General features: G+C 62.3%; 14 protein-coding genes. 12 read left to right on the forward strand and 2 right to left on the reverse strand.

Annotated elements, in window-relative coordinates:
* The first annotated feature begins 59 nt into the window (after positions 1-59).
* Positions 60-1,958, forward strand: a complete 1,899-nt coding sequence (locus JJB74_RS07515; RefSeq protein ID WP_234484056.1) for an ATP-dependent DNA helicase — start codon at positions 60-62, stop codon at positions 1,956-1,958.
* 23 nt (positions 1,959-1,981) lie between these two features.
* On the opposite strand, the gene JJB74_RS07520 is transcribed toward JJB74_RS07515, so the two are convergent.
* Positions 1,982-2,962, reverse strand: coding sequence for an NADPH:quinone oxidoreductase family protein (locus JJB74_RS07520; protein WP_200591194.1), 981 nt, complete (start codon positions 2,960-2,962; stop codon positions 1,982-1,984).
* A 124-nt stretch (positions 2,963-3,086) separates the two neighbouring features.
* On the opposite strand from JJB74_RS07520, the gene surE reads away from it, so the two are divergent.
* From surE to rlmD, 6 genes are read left to right on the forward strand one after another with little or no spacing between them, the layout of a single operon-like run.
* Entirely contained in the window at positions 3,087-3,824 is a 738-nt protein-coding gene (gene surE, locus JJB74_RS07525) for a 5'/3'-nucleotidase SurE (RefSeq protein ID WP_200591195.1), read from the forward strand.
* On the forward strand, positions 3,821-4,624 hold the full coding sequence (locus JJB74_RS07530) for a protein-L-isoaspartate(D-aspartate) O-methyltransferase (RefSeq protein WP_200591390.1): 804 nt from the start codon (positions 3,821-3,823) through the stop codon (positions 4,622-4,624). Before surE ends, JJB74_RS07530 begins: the two co-directional genes overlap by 4 nt.
* Positions 4,625-4,661: 37 nt before the next feature.
* Entirely contained in the window at positions 4,662-5,648 is a 987-nt protein-coding gene (locus tag JJB74_RS07535; RefSeq protein WP_200591196.1) for a peptidoglycan DD-metalloendopeptidase family protein, read from the forward strand.
* A gap of 8 nt (positions 5,649-5,656) precedes the next feature.
* A complete protein-coding gene (rpoS, locus tag JJB74_RS07540; RefSeq protein WP_200591197.1) occupies positions 5,657-6,655 on the forward strand; it encodes an RNA polymerase sigma factor RpoS in 999 nt (332 codons plus the stop codon).
* Positions 6,652-7,443, forward strand: a complete 792-nt coding sequence (locus JJB74_RS07545) for a 3'-5' exonuclease (RefSeq protein WP_200591198.1) — start codon at positions 6,652-6,654, stop codon at positions 7,441-7,443. Before rpoS ends, JJB74_RS07545 begins: the two co-directional genes overlap by 4 nt.
* Positions 7,444-7,490: 47 nt before the next feature.
* Complete coding sequence (gene rlmD / locus JJB74_RS07550) at positions 7,491-8,843, forward strand: 23S rRNA (uracil(1939)-C(5))-methyltransferase RlmD (RefSeq protein WP_200591199.1); 1,353 nt, start codon at positions 7,491-7,493, stop codon at positions 8,841-8,843.
* Between the two features lie 69 nt (positions 8,844-8,912).
* Here rlmD and JJB74_RS07555 read toward each other — a convergent pair whose 3' ends face one another.
* Positions 8,913-9,605: a Bax inhibitor-1/YccA family protein gene (locus JJB74_RS07555; RefSeq protein ID WP_200591200.1), complete on the reverse strand. Its 693-nt coding sequence runs from the start codon at positions 9,603-9,605 to the stop codon at positions 8,913-8,915.
* A gap of 194 nt (positions 9,606-9,799) precedes the next feature.
* On the opposite strand from JJB74_RS07555, the gene ndk reads away from it, so the two are divergent.
* The 5 genes from ndk (at position 9,800) to ispG (ending at position 14,618) form a co-directional block, all read left to right on the forward strand.
* A complete protein-coding gene (ndk, locus tag JJB74_RS07560; protein ID WP_200591201.1) occupies positions 9,800-10,225 on the forward strand; it encodes a nucleoside-diphosphate kinase in 426 nt (141 codons plus the stop codon).
* A 71-nt stretch (positions 10,226-10,296) separates the two neighbouring features.
* Positions 10,297-11,466: a 23S rRNA (adenine(2503)-C(2))-methyltransferase RlmN gene (gene rlmN, locus JJB74_RS07565; RefSeq protein WP_200591202.1), complete on the forward strand. Its 1,170-nt coding sequence runs from the start codon at positions 10,297-10,299 to the stop codon at positions 11,464-11,466.
* The gene (gene pilW, locus JJB74_RS07570) at positions 11,463-12,260 is read left to right on the forward strand and encodes a type IV pilus biogenesis/stability protein PilW (protein ID WP_325170106.1); all 798 of its coding nucleotides are present in this window, start codon (positions 11,463-11,465) and stop codon (positions 12,258-12,260) included. Before rlmN ends, pilW begins: the two co-directional genes overlap by 4 nt.
* Before the next feature lie 7 nt (positions 12,261-12,267).
* Positions 12,268-13,248, forward strand: coding sequence for a helix-turn-helix domain-containing protein (locus JJB74_RS07575; protein ID WP_200591204.1), 981 nt, complete (start codon positions 12,268-12,270; stop codon positions 13,246-13,248).
* Positions 13,249-13,334: 86 nt separating this feature from the next.
* The gene (gene ispG, locus JJB74_RS07580) at positions 13,335-14,618 is read left to right on the forward strand and encodes a flavodoxin-dependent (E)-4-hydroxy-3-methylbut-2-enyl-diphosphate synthase (protein WP_200591205.1); all 1,284 of its coding nucleotides are present in this window, start codon (positions 13,335-13,337) and stop codon (positions 14,616-14,618) included.
* Positions 14,619-14,631: the final 13 nt, after the last annotated feature.

Consider the following 14,631-nt stretch of genomic DNA (forward strand, 5'->3'; position numbering starts at 1 on the left):
CAACCGGTCCGCTTGGCGGCGCTGTTGGCGGTTTTCGCCCGCGCCGACCGCAGATCGAAATGGCGAAAGCGATCGCGGATGCGATTGCCAACCACAAGACGCTGATCGCCGAAGCCGGCACCGGCACCGGCAAAACCTTCGCCTACCTGGTTCCCGCGCTGCTGTGGGGCGGCAAGACTATTGTGTCGACCGGCACCAAGAATCTGCAGGACCAGCTGTATCTGCGCGACATTCCCACGGTGCGCAAGGCGCTGAACGTCCCGGTTTCCGTGGCCTTGCTGAAGGGGCGGGCGAACTACATCTGCCATTTCCATCTCGAGCGCACGCTGCAGAACGGCCGCCTGACTTCGCGCACCGATGTCGCCGACCTGCGTGAAATCTCGCGCTTCATCAAGATCACGTCGACCGGCGACAAGGCCGAGCTGTCGAAGGTGCCGGAAAACGCTTCCGTATGGAACCAGGTGACTTCCACCCGCGATACCTGCCTGGGTAGCGATTGCCAGTACTACAACGATTGCTTTGTAATGAAGGCGCGCAAGGAAGCGCAGCAGGCAGACGTGGTGGTGGTGAATCACCATCTGTTCTTTGCCGATGTGGCACTGCGCGACAACGGCGTGGCCGAGCTGCTGCCGTCAGCCAATACCGTGATTTTCGACGAAGCGCACCAGCTTCCAGAAACCGCAACGCTGTTTTTCGGTGAAACGGTGTCCACGTCGCAACTCATCGAGTTGTGCCGCGACACCCAGGCCGAAGGTTTGGCGCATGCGCGTGACGGCGCGGACTGGAGCCAGGTATGCGGCGCCGTGGAGCGCGCGGCACGTGATTTGCGGCTGGCATTTCCGCAGGATGCCATCCGGCTCGCCGCGCACCAGATCGCGTCCGACAGTCCGTTCTTCGAAGCGCTCGAAGCGGTGCAGGATCAGCTCGCCGAACTGATCGAGGTGCTGGACAGCCAGGCGCAGCGGGCCGAGACACTGGAACAATGCCGGGTGCGCGCGGTGGAACTGGCTGCGCGCATGGGTGCCTGGAGCGCTGCCGGTGGCGGCGAATCCACCTCGGCCAGTGATCCGGACAAGGTGCTGTGGGTCGAAGCCTTCGCCTCATCGCTGCAATTGCATCAGACCCCGCTGTCGATCGCGCCGATTTTCAGCCGGCAGCGTGAAGGCCCGCCACGCAGCTGGATCTTCGCTTCAGCGACTCTGGCCGTGAAGAATGACTTCACTCACTACGCGGCGCAGATGGGTTTGCTGAACGAACCGGCGCGCTCCTGGCCGAGTCCTTTCGATTACGGCAGCCAAGGCTTGCTGTATGTGCCGAACGGTTTGCCGCAGCCGAATTCGCCGGAATACAACGATGCGGTGATCGATGCCGCGCTGCCGGTGATCGAAGCGGCCGGCGGTCGCACCTTCCTGCTATGCACGACGATACGGGCGGTGAATCGCGCGGCCGAGCGGCTGCGTGAGGAGTTCGAGCGGCGCAAGCTGCCGTTTCCGCTGATGGTGCAGGGCGAAGCCGGGCGCACCGAATTGCTCGACCGTTTCCGTGCCGCCGGGAATGCGGTGCTGATCGGCAGTCAGAGTTTCTGGGAAGGCGTGGACGTGCGCGGCGAGGCGCTGTCACTGGTGATCATCGACAAGCTGCCGTTCGCGCCGCCGGACGACCCGGTGCTTGCTGCGCGCATTGCCGCGCTGGAAAAGAAAGGCATGAACGGCTTTGCGCATCACCAGTTGCCATCAGCGATCATCAACCTGAAGCAGGGCGCCGGGCGGCTGATTCGCGACGAAACCGATCGCGGCGTGCTGATGATTTGCGATCCGCGCCTCATCAACAAGCCGTATGGTCGTCGCATCTGGCAAAGCCTACCGCCGTTCAAGCGCACCCGCGAGCAGGACGACGTGTGTGCTTTCTTCGCGCAGGACCGCGAAGAAGATCCGCCGCTGGCCGTGGCCGCCGGCTGAGCGGCGGCGCCGTGCGGCTGTCCTCAGCGTTGCGGCTGGATCACGACCTTACCGGTGACCTTGCGCGCGGCCATGTCGTTCAGCGCTTTCGGCGTGTCGGCCAGCGCATAGCGTCCGGAAATGTGCGGGCGGATCTTGCCTTCGGCGAGCCAGCCCATCAATTCGGCCATCGCCGTCGCGTTGCCTTTCGGCTCCCGCCGCACAAATTCGCCCCAGAACACGCCAACGATCGAAGCGCCCTTCAGCAGGGGCAGATTCAAGGGGAGTTTCGGGATCTCGCCATTGGCAAACCCGATGACGAGGTAACGGCCGCGCCACGCGATCGATCGGAATGCCGGCTCAGCATACACGCCGCCGACCGGGTCGTAGATCACATCCGGACCCTTGCCGTCGGTCGCGGCCTTGATCGCTTCCCGCAAGTCCTGGGTAGAGTAATTGATCAGCGCGTCGGCCCCATGCTGGCGGCAGACTTCGAGCTTTTCATCCGAGGAGGCGGCAGCGATGACGCGTGCGCCGAGGGCCTTGCCGATCTCGATCGCCGCCAAGCCAACGCCACCGGCGGCGCCGAGCACCAGCATGGTTTCGCCGGCTTTGAGTTGCGCGCGGTCGACTACCGCGTGATGCGAAGTGCCATAAGTCAGCGTAATGGCAGCAGCGATGTCGAAATCCATACCGGGCGGCATCGGCATTACCGACTTCATGGGCACTGCGATCTGCTGCGCGAACGCGCCCTGGCCGACGAAGGCAATCACCCGGTCGCCCACCTTGTAGCGGTCGACGCCGGCGCCGACCGCAGTCACCGTGCCGGCCAGTTCGCCGCCCGGGGTAAACGGCAGTTCCGGTTTGAACTGGTACTTGTTCTGGATGATCAGCACGTCCGGGAAATTGACACCAGCGGCTTCGACCCGAATGGCAACCTGGCCTTCGCCGGGAACCACATCGGGCAATTCATCCACAACCAGCGTATCGGGCAGCCCCCAGGTTTTGCAGACGACAGCTTTCATCTTGTCTCCTCAAGTTATCAATCGCGTTATCAAAATAGTACGGTCGTTTGGTTTTCCGATTATGCCGTAAAAAATCCCCCACGGTGGGCGAATTCGGTCGAAGGGCTTCGGTTAGAATCTGCGCATGAAAATTCTCGTAAGCAACGATGACGGTTACCTCGCGCCCGGTATTCGGGCACTGGCCGAGGCAATGTCGACAATTGCCAGCATCACGGTGGTCGCTCCGGATAGCAATCGGTCCGGTTCGTCGAACTCGCTGACGCTGGACCGTCCACTGCGGGTGGTGCAGTCCGAGACGAATGTGTATTCGGTCAATGGCACACCATCGGACTGCGTGCATGTGGCTCTCACCGGCATTCTCGATTACCGACCGGACCTGATCGTTTCCGGCATCAACCAGGGGCAGAACATGGGTGACGACACCCTGTATTCGGGCACGGTTGCGGCGGCTACTGAAGGTTTCCTGTTCGGTATTCCTGCCATCGCTTTCTCTCAGGTCCATCACGGCTGGGCGCATCTGGACGCAGCGGCGCGAGTAGCGCGCGAAATTGTGTTGCGCCGCTTCGACGAATTGCAGAAACCCTGGCTGCTGAACGTGAACATCCCGAATCTGCCTTACGAAGACATCGGGCCGCTGACGCCGACGCGCCTCGGCAAGCGGCATCCATCCGCGCCAGTGATCCGCGCCAAGGATCCGCAAGGCAATGACATCTTCTGGATCGGCCCGCCCGGTGCGGCGCTTGATGCGGGGCCGGACACCGATTTCCATGCCACCGCAAATGGCAATATTTCCATCACGCCGCTGCGCATCGACCTCACCGATGCCGCCCAGCTTGCTGCGCTGAGAAGGGCATGCACATGAGCGAAGGCAAACGTTTTCCACTGTCGCTGGAGTCGCTTGCGTCCCGTGGCGAGCGCAATGGCGCGCAGCGTATGCAAACACCGCAGACCGCCACGCGTAACCGGGTGCAGACTGTCGAACAGCGTCCGCCAGGCGATGCCGCGCGACCGATGTCCATGGTGTCCGACGGGGTGCGCACCGCCATGGTCGGGCGGCTCGCGAAGCAGGGCATACGTGATGAGGCTGTCCTTGCCGCCATGAATGCAGTTCCGCGGCACCTGTTCCTGCAACCGGCGCTGGCGAGCCAGGCGTATATCGATGCCTCGTTGCCGATTGGGCACCATCAAACAATTTCTCAGCCTTACATCGTCGCGCGCATGATCGAAGTCATGCGTGCCAACACCCAGGGCGGCATGCTGAGCCGGGTACTGGAAATTGGCACCGGCTGCGGTTACCAAGCCGCGGTGCTGGCGCAACTGGCAGGCGAGGTCTACTCAGTGGAGCGCATCCGTTCACTGCACGAACTGGCGCGCACCAACCTGCGGCCCATGCGTATTGGAAACATCCGGCTGCACTATGGAGATGGTATGCTTGGCATCCCGCAAGCCGCGCCGTTCGATGGCATCATACTGGCGGCTGCTGGTCTGGAAGTTCCGCAAGCCCTGCTCGAACAACTCGCTGTGGGCGGTCGTCTGGTAGCACCGGTCGGCGCGCGTCACCAGGTTCTCCAGCTTATCGAGCGCGTCGGCGCACAGGCCTGGAAAACCTCAACACTGGAAAATTGTCACTTCGTGCCGCTGCGTCCTGGAACCGTCGGCTGAGTGGCTTTCTGATTGCAATGATTGAAACATGGTAAGAATGAAATTGAAGCGCCTGGCATGGATGGTTGTTCTGGCTGCGACGCTGGCTGCCTGCGGTACGACCAGAACAGTTGCGCCGGTTGTCGAACGTACGCCGGTACCACGCACCGCTTCCGTGCCCAAGCCGCGCCCGGTGGAAGCCGGCCCCGGGCAGTATGTCGTCAAGCGCGGCGATACGCTGCACAAGATCGCCCAGGAATACAACCAAAGCCTGCGCGATCTCGTAGTTTGGAACAATCTGTCCAGTCCGAATGACATCAAGGTGGACCAGGTGTTGCGGGTCGCGCCACCGGATGCCGCGCCTGTCGCTGCCGGTTCACAGGCCGGCGGCATTCCCCCTTCATCCGGCGTGGAAGTGCGTCCGCTGGGCACAAGCCCGGTGCCGACCGCTCCCGCGTCGACAAGCCCGACGGTAGCCAATTCCGCCAATAAGACCTGGCCGCATGGCGAGAAGCGTCCTTATTCCGATGCCGCGCTGGCGGAATTGCAGAAGCCGGACGCGCCACCCATGGTGCAGGCTACGCCGGTGGTGGCTGCCGCGCGCAGCGATGTAGCGCGCAATGCTGAGAAGACCGCGGACAAGACTGCGGAAAAAGCGCTGGAATCCAAGCCGGTGCCGGATAGCGCGGGCACGTGGATGTGGCCGGCGGATGGCAAGATCGTTGGCACCTTTGAAGGTGGTCGCAAGGGCATCGACATTGCCGGCAAGATGGGGCAGCCCGTGCTCGCAGCGGGCGCCGGCACCGTGTTGTACGCGAGCAGCGTGCGCGGCTATGGCAATCTCGTCATCGTCAAGCACAGCAGTAACCTGTTATCCGCCTATGCACACAACAAGGCGATCCTCGTCAAGGAAGGTCAAACTGTCACCAAGGGGCAGCGCATCGCGGAGATGGGGAATTCCGACAGCGACACCGTGAAGCTGCATTTCGAAATACGTCAGCAGGGCAAGCCTGTCGATCCGGCCAAGTTCCTGCCCGTCAGATAGGGTGAGCCATGAATTCCGACCCGCGCAATATGCTGGAAGATGAGGATCTCCCGGGCCCATTGCCGGAGTCGGTAGCCGACGCGGACACGGACGCGCCGGAAGGCCGCGAGCCGGCCGATGGCGAGACGCCGCCGCAACTCGACGAGCTCAAGCATGTGCTTGCCGCCGAGCTTTCCACCGATACAACCCAGCACTATCTGAACCGCATCGGCATGCATCCGCTGCTGAGCGTGCAGGACGAGGTGCGCTACGCAACCCTTGCGAAGGCAGGCGATTTCCCTGCGCGGCAAAAAATGATCGAGCACAACCTGCGGCTGGTGGTGTCGATCGCCAAGCATTACATCAACCGCGGCGTAGTGCTGCTCGATCTGATCGAGGAAGGCAATCTGGGCCTGATGCGCGCCATCGACAAGTTCGAACCCGAGCGCGGCTTTCGGTTTTCAACGTACGCCACCTGGTGGATACGGCAGAGCATAGAGCGGGCCATCATGAACCAGGCGCGCACGGTGCGTCTGCCGGTGCATATGGTGCGCGAACTCAATCAGGTCCTGCGCGCGAAATATCACCTTGAAGCGCAACACCACGACGGCAAGGAAGCGACTTGCGAAGACATCGCGCATCTGGTCGACCGGCCGGTCGATGATGTGCAGGACATTCTGGCGCTATCTGAACATGCGACCTCGCTCGATGCGCCGCTGGACAACGATCCGCAAGCCAGTCTGCTGGATATGCTGCCCGGGAATGCCGACGACGCGCCGGATTCGCGGGCGGAACATCAGGAAATAACGATACTTGTGCGGGAGTGGCTCAAGCATATGCCGGAAAAACAGCGCGTCGTGATCACGCGGCGCTTCGGGCTGGACAACGAGGATCCGGCAACTCTGGAAGAATTGGCGGTGGATATGGGCGTCACACGCGAGCGCGTGCGCCAGATTCAGCAGGAAGCATTGATCAAGCTGAAGCGCGCACTGGCCGCGCGCGGCGTCGGCAAGGATGCGCTGCTATGACGCCGGTGCTGGTGTTTGATATCGAGACCATTCCGGATGTGGCCGGTTTGAGAACGCTGAACGGGCATGATGCCGCGCTCTCGGATGAACAGGTCGCCGAACTTGCCTTTGCAGCACGCCGGGAGAAGGGCGGCTCGGATTTCCTGCCGCATCACATGCATCGTATCGCTGCGATTTCCTGCGTGTTCCGCGACGACGAGGGCTTTCGCGTACGCTCGCTCGGTAGCCTCGAGGATGGCGAAGGCAAGCTGGTGACGGATTTCTTCCGCATCATCGAGCGCTATACGCCGCAGCTGGTGTCATGGAATGGCGGCGGCTTCGATCTGCCGGTGCTGCATTACCGGGCGATGATCCATGGCGTGCAGGCGCCACGTTACTGGGACATGGGTGACGAGGATCGCGACTTCAAGTGGAACAACTACATCAGCCGCTACCACCACCGCCACCTCGACCTGATGGACCTGCTTGCGATGTTCACCGGTCGCGCAAATGCGCCGCTGGATGACCTCGCCAAGCTGTGCGGCTTTCCCGGCAAGCTCGGCGTCGACGGCTCGCAAGTCTGGCGGCTGTATTGCGAAGGCCGGCTCGATGAAATTCGCAATTACTGCGAAACGGATGTCGTCAACACCTACCTGGTCTATGCCCGCTTCCAGATGATGCGCGGCGCAATCTCGCGCGCGGACTATGGCGACGAGGTCGCGTTGGTGCGCTCGACGCTGGAGACGATGGATGCGCCGCACTGGCGCGAATACCTGGACGCTTGGCCGAAGCCGCAATTGCGTCCATAATCGTGCCCTTTTGCGCGGCAGCTACGGCTGCCCATCCATTTCCGAGCATGTCTCTACCCCTCATTACCATCGAATCCCTCGACATGGAGGCGCGCGGCGTCGGCCATCTGCAGAACGAGGATGGCACGCCCGGCAAGGTGATCTTCGTTGAAGGCGCGCTGCCCGGCGAACAAGTCAGTTTTCAGTCGTTTCGGCGCAAGGCGAAATGGGAAGCGGCGACCCTGGTCGAAGTGCATCGCGAAAGCGCGCTGCGGGTTAAGCCGCGCTGCGAGTATGTTGGCACTTGCGGCGGCTGTGCGATGCAGCATATCGATCCCGCCGCGCAGGTCGCGGCCAAGCAGCGGGTGCTGGAAGACAACCTGAAGCATATCGGCCGCGTGAGGCCTGAACTGATGCTGCGGCCCATCCATGGTCCCACTTGGGGCTATCGCTACCGCGCCCGGTTTTCGGTTCGCTACGTGGCCAAGAAGGGTGGCGTGCTGGTCGGCTTCCATGAAAAGAAGTCCGGGTTCATTACCGACATGCGCTCCTGCGAGGTCGTGCCGCGTCATGTTTCGGATCTCCTGGTACCGCTGCGCGCGCTGATCGCCTCGCTGTCGATTCGTGATCAGGTTCCACAACTCGAGCTTGCCGTCGGCGACAGCGAGAACGGCATGATCACCGCGCTGGTGATGCGCAACATGGCGCCACTGTCTGAAGCCGACGAGGCAGCGTTGCGCGCTTTCGCGGATCGACATGCGGTGCAGTGGTGGCTGCAACCGAAGGGTCCGGACACCGCCTACCAGTTTTACCCGACCGACAGCCGCCTGCAGTACACGCTGCCGGAGTTCGGCGTGGTGATGCCGTTCAAGCCCACCGATTTTACCCAGGTGAATCACCAGATCAACCGTGTGCTGGTGGCGCGCGCGCTGCGGCTTCTGGAAGTGCAGCCGGGCGACCGGGTGCTTGACCTCTTCTGCGGCCTGGGCAATTTCACGCTGCCGCTCGCGACCCAGGCGCGGGAAGTCGTCGGTATCGAAGGCAGTGCGGCCCTGACCACGCGTGCGATGGACAATGCCCGCGTCAACGGCCTGGCGGAAAAGCTTTCATTCCAGACGCGCAACCTGTTCGAGATGACGGCGCAGGATTTCATCGACCTTGGTCGTTTCGACCGGATGCTGATCGATCCGCCGCGCGACGGTGCGATGGCAGTGTGTGAGGCGCTGGCCACACTGAGGGAAGGTACGCCGGAGTTGCAGCCGCGACGCGTCGTCTATGTGTCTTGCAGTCCGTCAACGCTTGCACGCGATGCCGGCATCCTGGTTGCCGGCGGCTATGCGCTGAAGATGGCAGGCGTGGTCAACATGTTTCCGCATACCGCGCATGTGGAGTCGATCGCGGTGTTCGATCGTATCGACTGAACCTTCGGCTGGCCGGTTCGCCAAAGAAAAAGCCGGCTTGCGCCGGCTTTCGATTTTTCTGAAAACGGATCAGTCGCGCTGGCCGCCGAAAATGCCGAGCAGCGACAGCAGGTTGGCGAAGATGTTGTACAGGTCGAGATAGATCGCCAGGGTAGCGGAAATGTAATTGGTTTCGCCGCCGTTGATGACCTGCTGCACATCGAACAGGATATAGGCCGAAAAGATGGCAATCGCCAGCACCGACACTACCAGGTACAGCGCCGGCAGTTGCAGGAAGATGTTCGCCACGGCAGCCAGCAGGATCACCAGCACGCCGGCGAAGAGCCATTTTCCCAGGCCGGAAAAATCCCGACGCGACACGGTTGCCACGGTTGCCATCACCGCGAAGATTGCCGCGGTGCCGCCGAAAGCCATCATGATCAGCGCCGCGCCGTTGCTGTAGCCGAGCACATGGCCGATCAGGCGCGACAGCATCAGACCCATGAAGAAGGTGAAGCCCAGCAGTACTGCAACACCAAGGCCGGAATTCTTGGTGCGCTCGATCGCGTAGAAGAAGCCGAAGGCAATGGCCATGAAGGCGATGAAGCCGATGAAAGGCTGGCCGGTGAACAGGCTGAAATTGAGCTGCACGCCGAGCCATGCGCCGAGGATGGTCGGCACCATCGAGATCGCCAGAAGCCAGTAAGTGTTACGCAGCACGCGATGGCGGGCCAGTGACGCGCCGGCGGTGCCGGCATAGGTCGGTTGCATTCGGGTATCCATGCTGAATTCCTCCGTGGTCGTTGTACCTGTGACTGATGCAGCGGGCAGCATAGCATGCCTTGTCGTATTGGCACGTCTCTCTCGGCGGCGCTGGCGTCGCCTCGCAGAGAGGAGGGCTTTCGTGCTAGAATCACCGGTTCATCGTATTGACGAATCGTTTCTTTAACCCTTTATTTTCATTGGAGTTTTTTAACATGGCTCTCGAGCGCACCCTGTCGATCATCAAGCCGGACGCAGTCGCGAAAAACGTGATCGGTCAGATTTACACCCGTTTTGAAAACGCTGGCCTGAAAATCGTCGCCGCCCGCATGGTGCAACTGTCCCGCGCCGAAGCCGAAGGTTTCTACGCCGTGCACCGCGAGCGTCCCTTCTTCAAGGATCTGGTCGATTTCATGATTTCCGGCCCGGTGATGATCCAGGCGCTGGAAGGCGAGGGCGCGATCGCCAAGAACCGCGACCTGATGGGCGCCACCGATCCTAAGAAAGCTGACAAGGGCACCATCCGCGCCGATTTCGCCGACTCCATCGATGCCAACGCCGTGCACGGCTCCGACGCCGCTGAAACCGCCGTAGTTGAAATCGCGTATTTCTTCCCCAGCTTGAACGTCTACTCCCGTTAATCTCCCGACGGACCGACGTTAAACATGCGCATCGCCAGCGGCGGTGCGCCTCTTCCGGATAGACCCTGACCATGACGCAACTCACCAATCTGCTGGACCTCGATCCCGCGCAGCTCGTCGCCTATTGCGCCGAACTCGGTGAGAAGCCGTTTCGCGCCAAGCAGCTGCAGCGCTGGATACACCAGTTTGGCGCCAGCGACTTCAATGACATGACCGACCTTGCCAAGTCGCTGCGCGACAAGCTGGCAACGCGCGCGCATATCGTCGCACCGGCGGTCATCAGCGATCACACCTCGTCCGACGGCACCCGCAAGTGGCTGGTCGACGTCGGCAACGGCAATGCGGTCGAGACGGTGTTCATTCCGGAAGAAACCCGCGGCACGCTATGCATATCCACGCAGGCGGGCTGCGCGGTCAATTGCCGTTTCTGTTCCACCGGCAAGCAGGGCTTCAACCGCAATCTGACGGTTGGTGAAATCATCGGCCAGTTGTGGATGGCGGAATTCGCGCTGCGCAAGTCCAAGGGCGTCGCGCCCGGACCGAAGGGCGAACGCCAGATCACCAACGTCGTGATGATGGGCATGGGCGAGCCGCTGCTCAACTTCGAGCCGACAGTCACTGCGCTGAAGCTGATGCTCGACGACAATGCCTATGGCCTGTCGCGGCGCCGGGTCACGGTATCTACCAGCGGCGTAGTGCCGATGATCGACAAGCTCGCCGCCGAATGCCCGGTGGCCCTCGCCGTGTCGCTGCATGCGTCCAACGATGCGCTGCGTGACGAGCTGGTGCCGCTAAATCGCAAGTATCCGCTGGCCGAACTGATGGCGGCCTGCCAGCGCTATCTGGAATTTGCGCCGCGCGACTTCATCACTTTCGAATACTGCATGCTGGACGGCTACAACGATGGCGACCAGCATGCGCGCGAGCTCATCGAGCTGGTGCAGCGCGGTCCGCACCCGGTGCCGTGCAAGTTCAACCTGATTCCCTTCAATCCGTTTCCGGAATCCGGCCTGAAGCGTTCCAAATCGGAGCGCATCAAGTCCTTCGCGAAAATCCTGATGGATGCCGGCATCGTCACCACGGTGCGCAAGACCCGCGGCGATGACATTGATGCCGCTTGCGGCCAATTGGCCGGCGAAGTACAGGATCGCACCCGGGTGCAGGAAAGAATGCAGCGCATGGAGCAATACCAGAGCAAATTCGGCAAGAACTTCGGCCGCATCGTGGAGATCTCTTCGTGAGCGCTGGCTTGCGTGGCATCTCGTCCGCGTGTGCGGCCGCTTTGCTTTTCGTTCTGGCGGGTTGTTCCAACATGCCGCAAGCCCCGCAGCAGGACGTGCCGACAAGTTCGGACCGCACCGATGCGCAGAAACGGGCGCAGATACGGCTGCAGCTTGCGGTCGGTTACTTCGAAGCGGGACAGATCGCGACTGCGCTGGATGAAGTCAAGCAGGCGATCCAGATTGATCCGACGCTTGCCGATGCGCACAGCATGCGCGCGCTGATTTATATGGACATGGGCGAGACCGCCCTGGCCGAGGAAAGCTTCAAGCGTGCGATGCAGCTTGCGCCGAACAATCCGGATTTTTCCAATAATTACGGCTGGTTTTTGTGCCAAAACGGCCGCGTGCGTGAATCGATCAGTTATTTCGAGGCGGCTTCCAGGAACCGCAGCTACGCGTCGCCGGCGAAGGCACTGAACAACGCCGGCGTATGCAGTCTGAAGCTCGGCGACGCCGTCGCCGCCGAACGCTACTTCAATGAAGCGTTCAAGAGCAATCCTGGCAATCTGGACACCAGCCTGAATCTCGCCCGCCTGTATTACGGTCGCGGCGACTTTCAGCGTGCGCGCTTTTACATAGGCCGCGTCACGCGCAGCGACAACCCTGGTGCGGCAGCCCTGTGGATGGCGATCCGCGTGGAACGCAAGCTCGGCGACCGCGATGCGGAAGCCGGTCTCGTCACCGAGCTCAGGCGCCGCTATCCGGATTCCAGGGAATATGCAGCCCTGTCACGCGGGGCCTACGATGAGTGATTTAGCAATGACAGAACCGATGCAGGATGCAGCCGGCCAGCCGGACCCAGGCATTGCGCAGCCGTCGCCCGGCGCGCAGCTCGCAGCCAGGCGGCAGCAGTTCGGCTGGACCGTGGAGCAGGTGGCAAGCCAGATCAATCTGGCGCCACGCCAGATCGAGGCCATCGAAGCCGACAACTACGCCGCCTTGCCCGGCATGGCGGTGGCGCGCGGCTTCATCCGTGCTTATGCCAAGCTGCTGAAGATCGACGCTGCGCCGTTGATGGCGCAGATAGGCAATGCGCCGAGTGCCACCGAACATGCGATCCCGGAGCGGCGTACGGTAGCCGCGGCCAGTTTCACGCCGCACCGCCCGGCTACCCGTGCGCGCCGCGGCGGCACAGGCAAGCTGGTCGTCGGCGCGGTAATGATTGCCCTCATCGGGGCAGGCGCTTATGCGGCGATGCGCAGCGGCGTGGGCACAACGCTGGTGGACCGGATTGCGCAACATATGCCCGGGGCTAAAAAGAAGGATGCGCCTTCCGACGCATCCGCCGGCAACGCCGCGTCGGAATCGGTGGTGGAAACGCCGGCAGCGCCCGCAGTACCAGCGGTGGGTGAAACGAATGGACCGGCGTCGCCCGCGGCCGTCTCGCCGGCAGTGCTCGGTACGCAGTCGCCTGCTGCGGCGACCGCTCCCGCGCCTGCAGCGCCGGCCGCAAGCCTGACGCCATCCCCAAGCCTCGAAGCTGCGCCTGCGCCAGCCGCGGCCGACAAGGCATTGGTGCTGAATCTGCGCGAGGACTCCTGGGTTGAGATCCGTCGTGCCGATAACAGCACGGTAGTGTCGCGTGTCATGCGCGCCGGCAGCAGCGAGCGCTTCGACGTCGCTGGCCCGGTGACGCTCGTTGTCGGCAATGCGCGCGGCGTTGATGTCACCTATCGCGGCGAGCCGGTCAGCCTGAAATCCGGCGCAAAGAACAACGTCGCCCGCGTCCGGGTGCAGTAGGCGTTTGTCGTTCGAAGCGCTTGATTGGCGGTGGCGAGCATCGCAGTCCTGCCATCGTCAGTCTTTTAGCCACGGAGAAATTTCTCATGTCTCTACCCTGCGATCCCATCGCATCCGGCCCGCTCGCGCGGCACCGCACCCGCCGTGCGGTAATTCGTTACGGCAGTCGCGAAGTCATCATGGGCGGCGGGGCGCCGGTCGTCGTGCAATCGATGACCAACACCGATACCGCGGATGCGATCGGCACTGCGATTCAGGTCAAGGAACTGGCGCGCGCCGGTTCCGAGGTCGTGCGCATCACGGTCAATACGCCCGAAGCCGCCGCGGCGGTGCCGGCGATACGCGAGCAGCTCGACCGCATGGGAGTCGACGTGCCTCTGGTAGGCGACTTCCATTACAACGGCCACACGCTGCTGAAGGACTTCCCGGAATGCGCGCAGGCGCTGTCCAAGTACCGGATCAATCCCGGCAACGTCGGCCAAGGTGCCAAGCGCGACACCCAATTTGCGCAGATGATCGACATCGCTTGCCGGTACGACAAGCCAGTGCGCATCGGCGTGAACTGGGGCAGCCTGGATCAGGCGCTCCTGGCGCGCATCATGGATGAGAACGCGCAGCGCACGAATCCGTGGAGCGCGCAGGCGGTGATGTATGAAGCGCTGGTGACTTCTGCGATTGAAAATGCGCAGCGCGCCGAAGAGCTTGGCATGGCAGCCGATCGGATCATCCTGTCCTGCAAGGTGTCCGGCGTGCAGGATCTGATCGCCGTATATCGTGAACTCGCGCGCCGCTGCGACTACCCGCTGCATCTCGGTCTGACCGAGGCGGGCATGGGCAGCAAGGGCATCGTCGCCTCCACGGCGGCCCTGTCCGTGCTGCTGCAGGAAGGCATAGGCGATACGATCCGCATTTCACTGACGCCGGAGCCGGGCGGCGACCGAACCAGGGAAGTAATCGTCGGCCAGGAAATCCTGCAAACCATGGGCTTGCGCAAATTCACGCCGATGGTCATCGCCTGCCCGGGCTGCGGCCGCACCACCTCGACGGTATTTCAGGAGCTTGCCGACGATATCCAGACTTTCCTGCGTGAGCAGATGCCGGTCTGGAAGACGCAGTATCCGGGAGTCGAGGAAATGAACGTTGCGGTCATGGGCTGCATCGTCAATGGTCCCGGCGAGTCCAAGCATGCGAACATCGGCATCAGCCTGCCCGGCACTGGCGAATCGCCGGCCGCGCCGGTGTTTGTCGATGGCAAGAAAACCGTGACCTTGCGCGGTGAGCGCATCGCCGAAGAATTCCAGGCAATCGTGCTCGATTATGTGAAGACCCGCTACGGCCAGGCCGAAGCCGCGGGAATCGAAGCGCTTTGAGCGTACCCAATCC

This window comes from Noviherbaspirillum pedocola, from assembly GCF_016632335.1.
GTDB lineage: Bacteria > Pseudomonadota > Gammaproteobacteria > Burkholderiales > Burkholderiaceae_D > Noviherbaspirillum_A > Noviherbaspirillum_A pedocola.

Coding starts and splice junctions, on each gene's coding strand:
- JJB74_RS07515 (WP_234484056.1), top strand. CDS start 60: ATGGCGAAAGCGATCGCGGATGCGATTGCCAACCACAAGACGCTGATC.
- JJB74_RS07520 (WP_200591194.1), bottom strand. CDS start 2,962: ATGAAAGCTGTCGTCTGCAAAACCTGGGGGCTGCCCGATACGCTGGTT.
- surE (WP_200591195.1), top strand. CDS start 3,087: ATGAAAATTCTCGTAAGCAACGATGACGGTTACCTCGCGCCCGGTATT.
- JJB74_RS07530 (WP_200591390.1), top strand. CDS start 3,821: ATGAGCGAAGGCAAACGTTTTCCACTGTCGCTGGAGTCGCTTGCGTCC.
- JJB74_RS07535 (WP_200591196.1), top strand. CDS start 4,662: ATGAAATTGAAGCGCCTGGCATGGATGGTTGTTCTGGCTGCGACGCTG.
- rpoS (WP_200591197.1), top strand. CDS start 5,657: ATGAATTCCGACCCGCGCAATATGCTGGAAGATGAGGATCTCCCGGGC.
- JJB74_RS07545 (WP_200591198.1), top strand. CDS start 6,652: ATGACGCCGGTGCTGGTGTTTGATATCGAGACCATTCCGGATGTGGCC.
- rlmD (WP_200591199.1), top strand. CDS start 7,491: ATGTCTCTACCCCTCATTACCATCGAATCCCTCGACATGGAGGCGCGC.
- JJB74_RS07555 (WP_200591200.1), bottom strand. CDS start 9,605: ATGGATACCCGAATGCAACCGACCTATGCCGGCACCGCCGGCGCGTCA.
- ndk (WP_200591201.1), top strand. CDS start 9,800: ATGGCTCTCGAGCGCACCCTGTCGATCATCAAGCCGGACGCAGTCGCG.
- rlmN (WP_200591202.1), top strand. CDS start 10,297: ATGACGCAACTCACCAATCTGCTGGACCTCGATCCCGCGCAGCTCGTC.
- JJB74_RS07575 (WP_200591204.1), top strand. CDS start 12,268: ATGACAGAACCGATGCAGGATGCAGCCGGCCAGCCGGACCCAGGCATT.
- ispG (WP_200591205.1), top strand. CDS start 13,335: ATGTCTCTACCCTGCGATCCCATCGCATCCGGCCCGCTCGCGCGGCAC.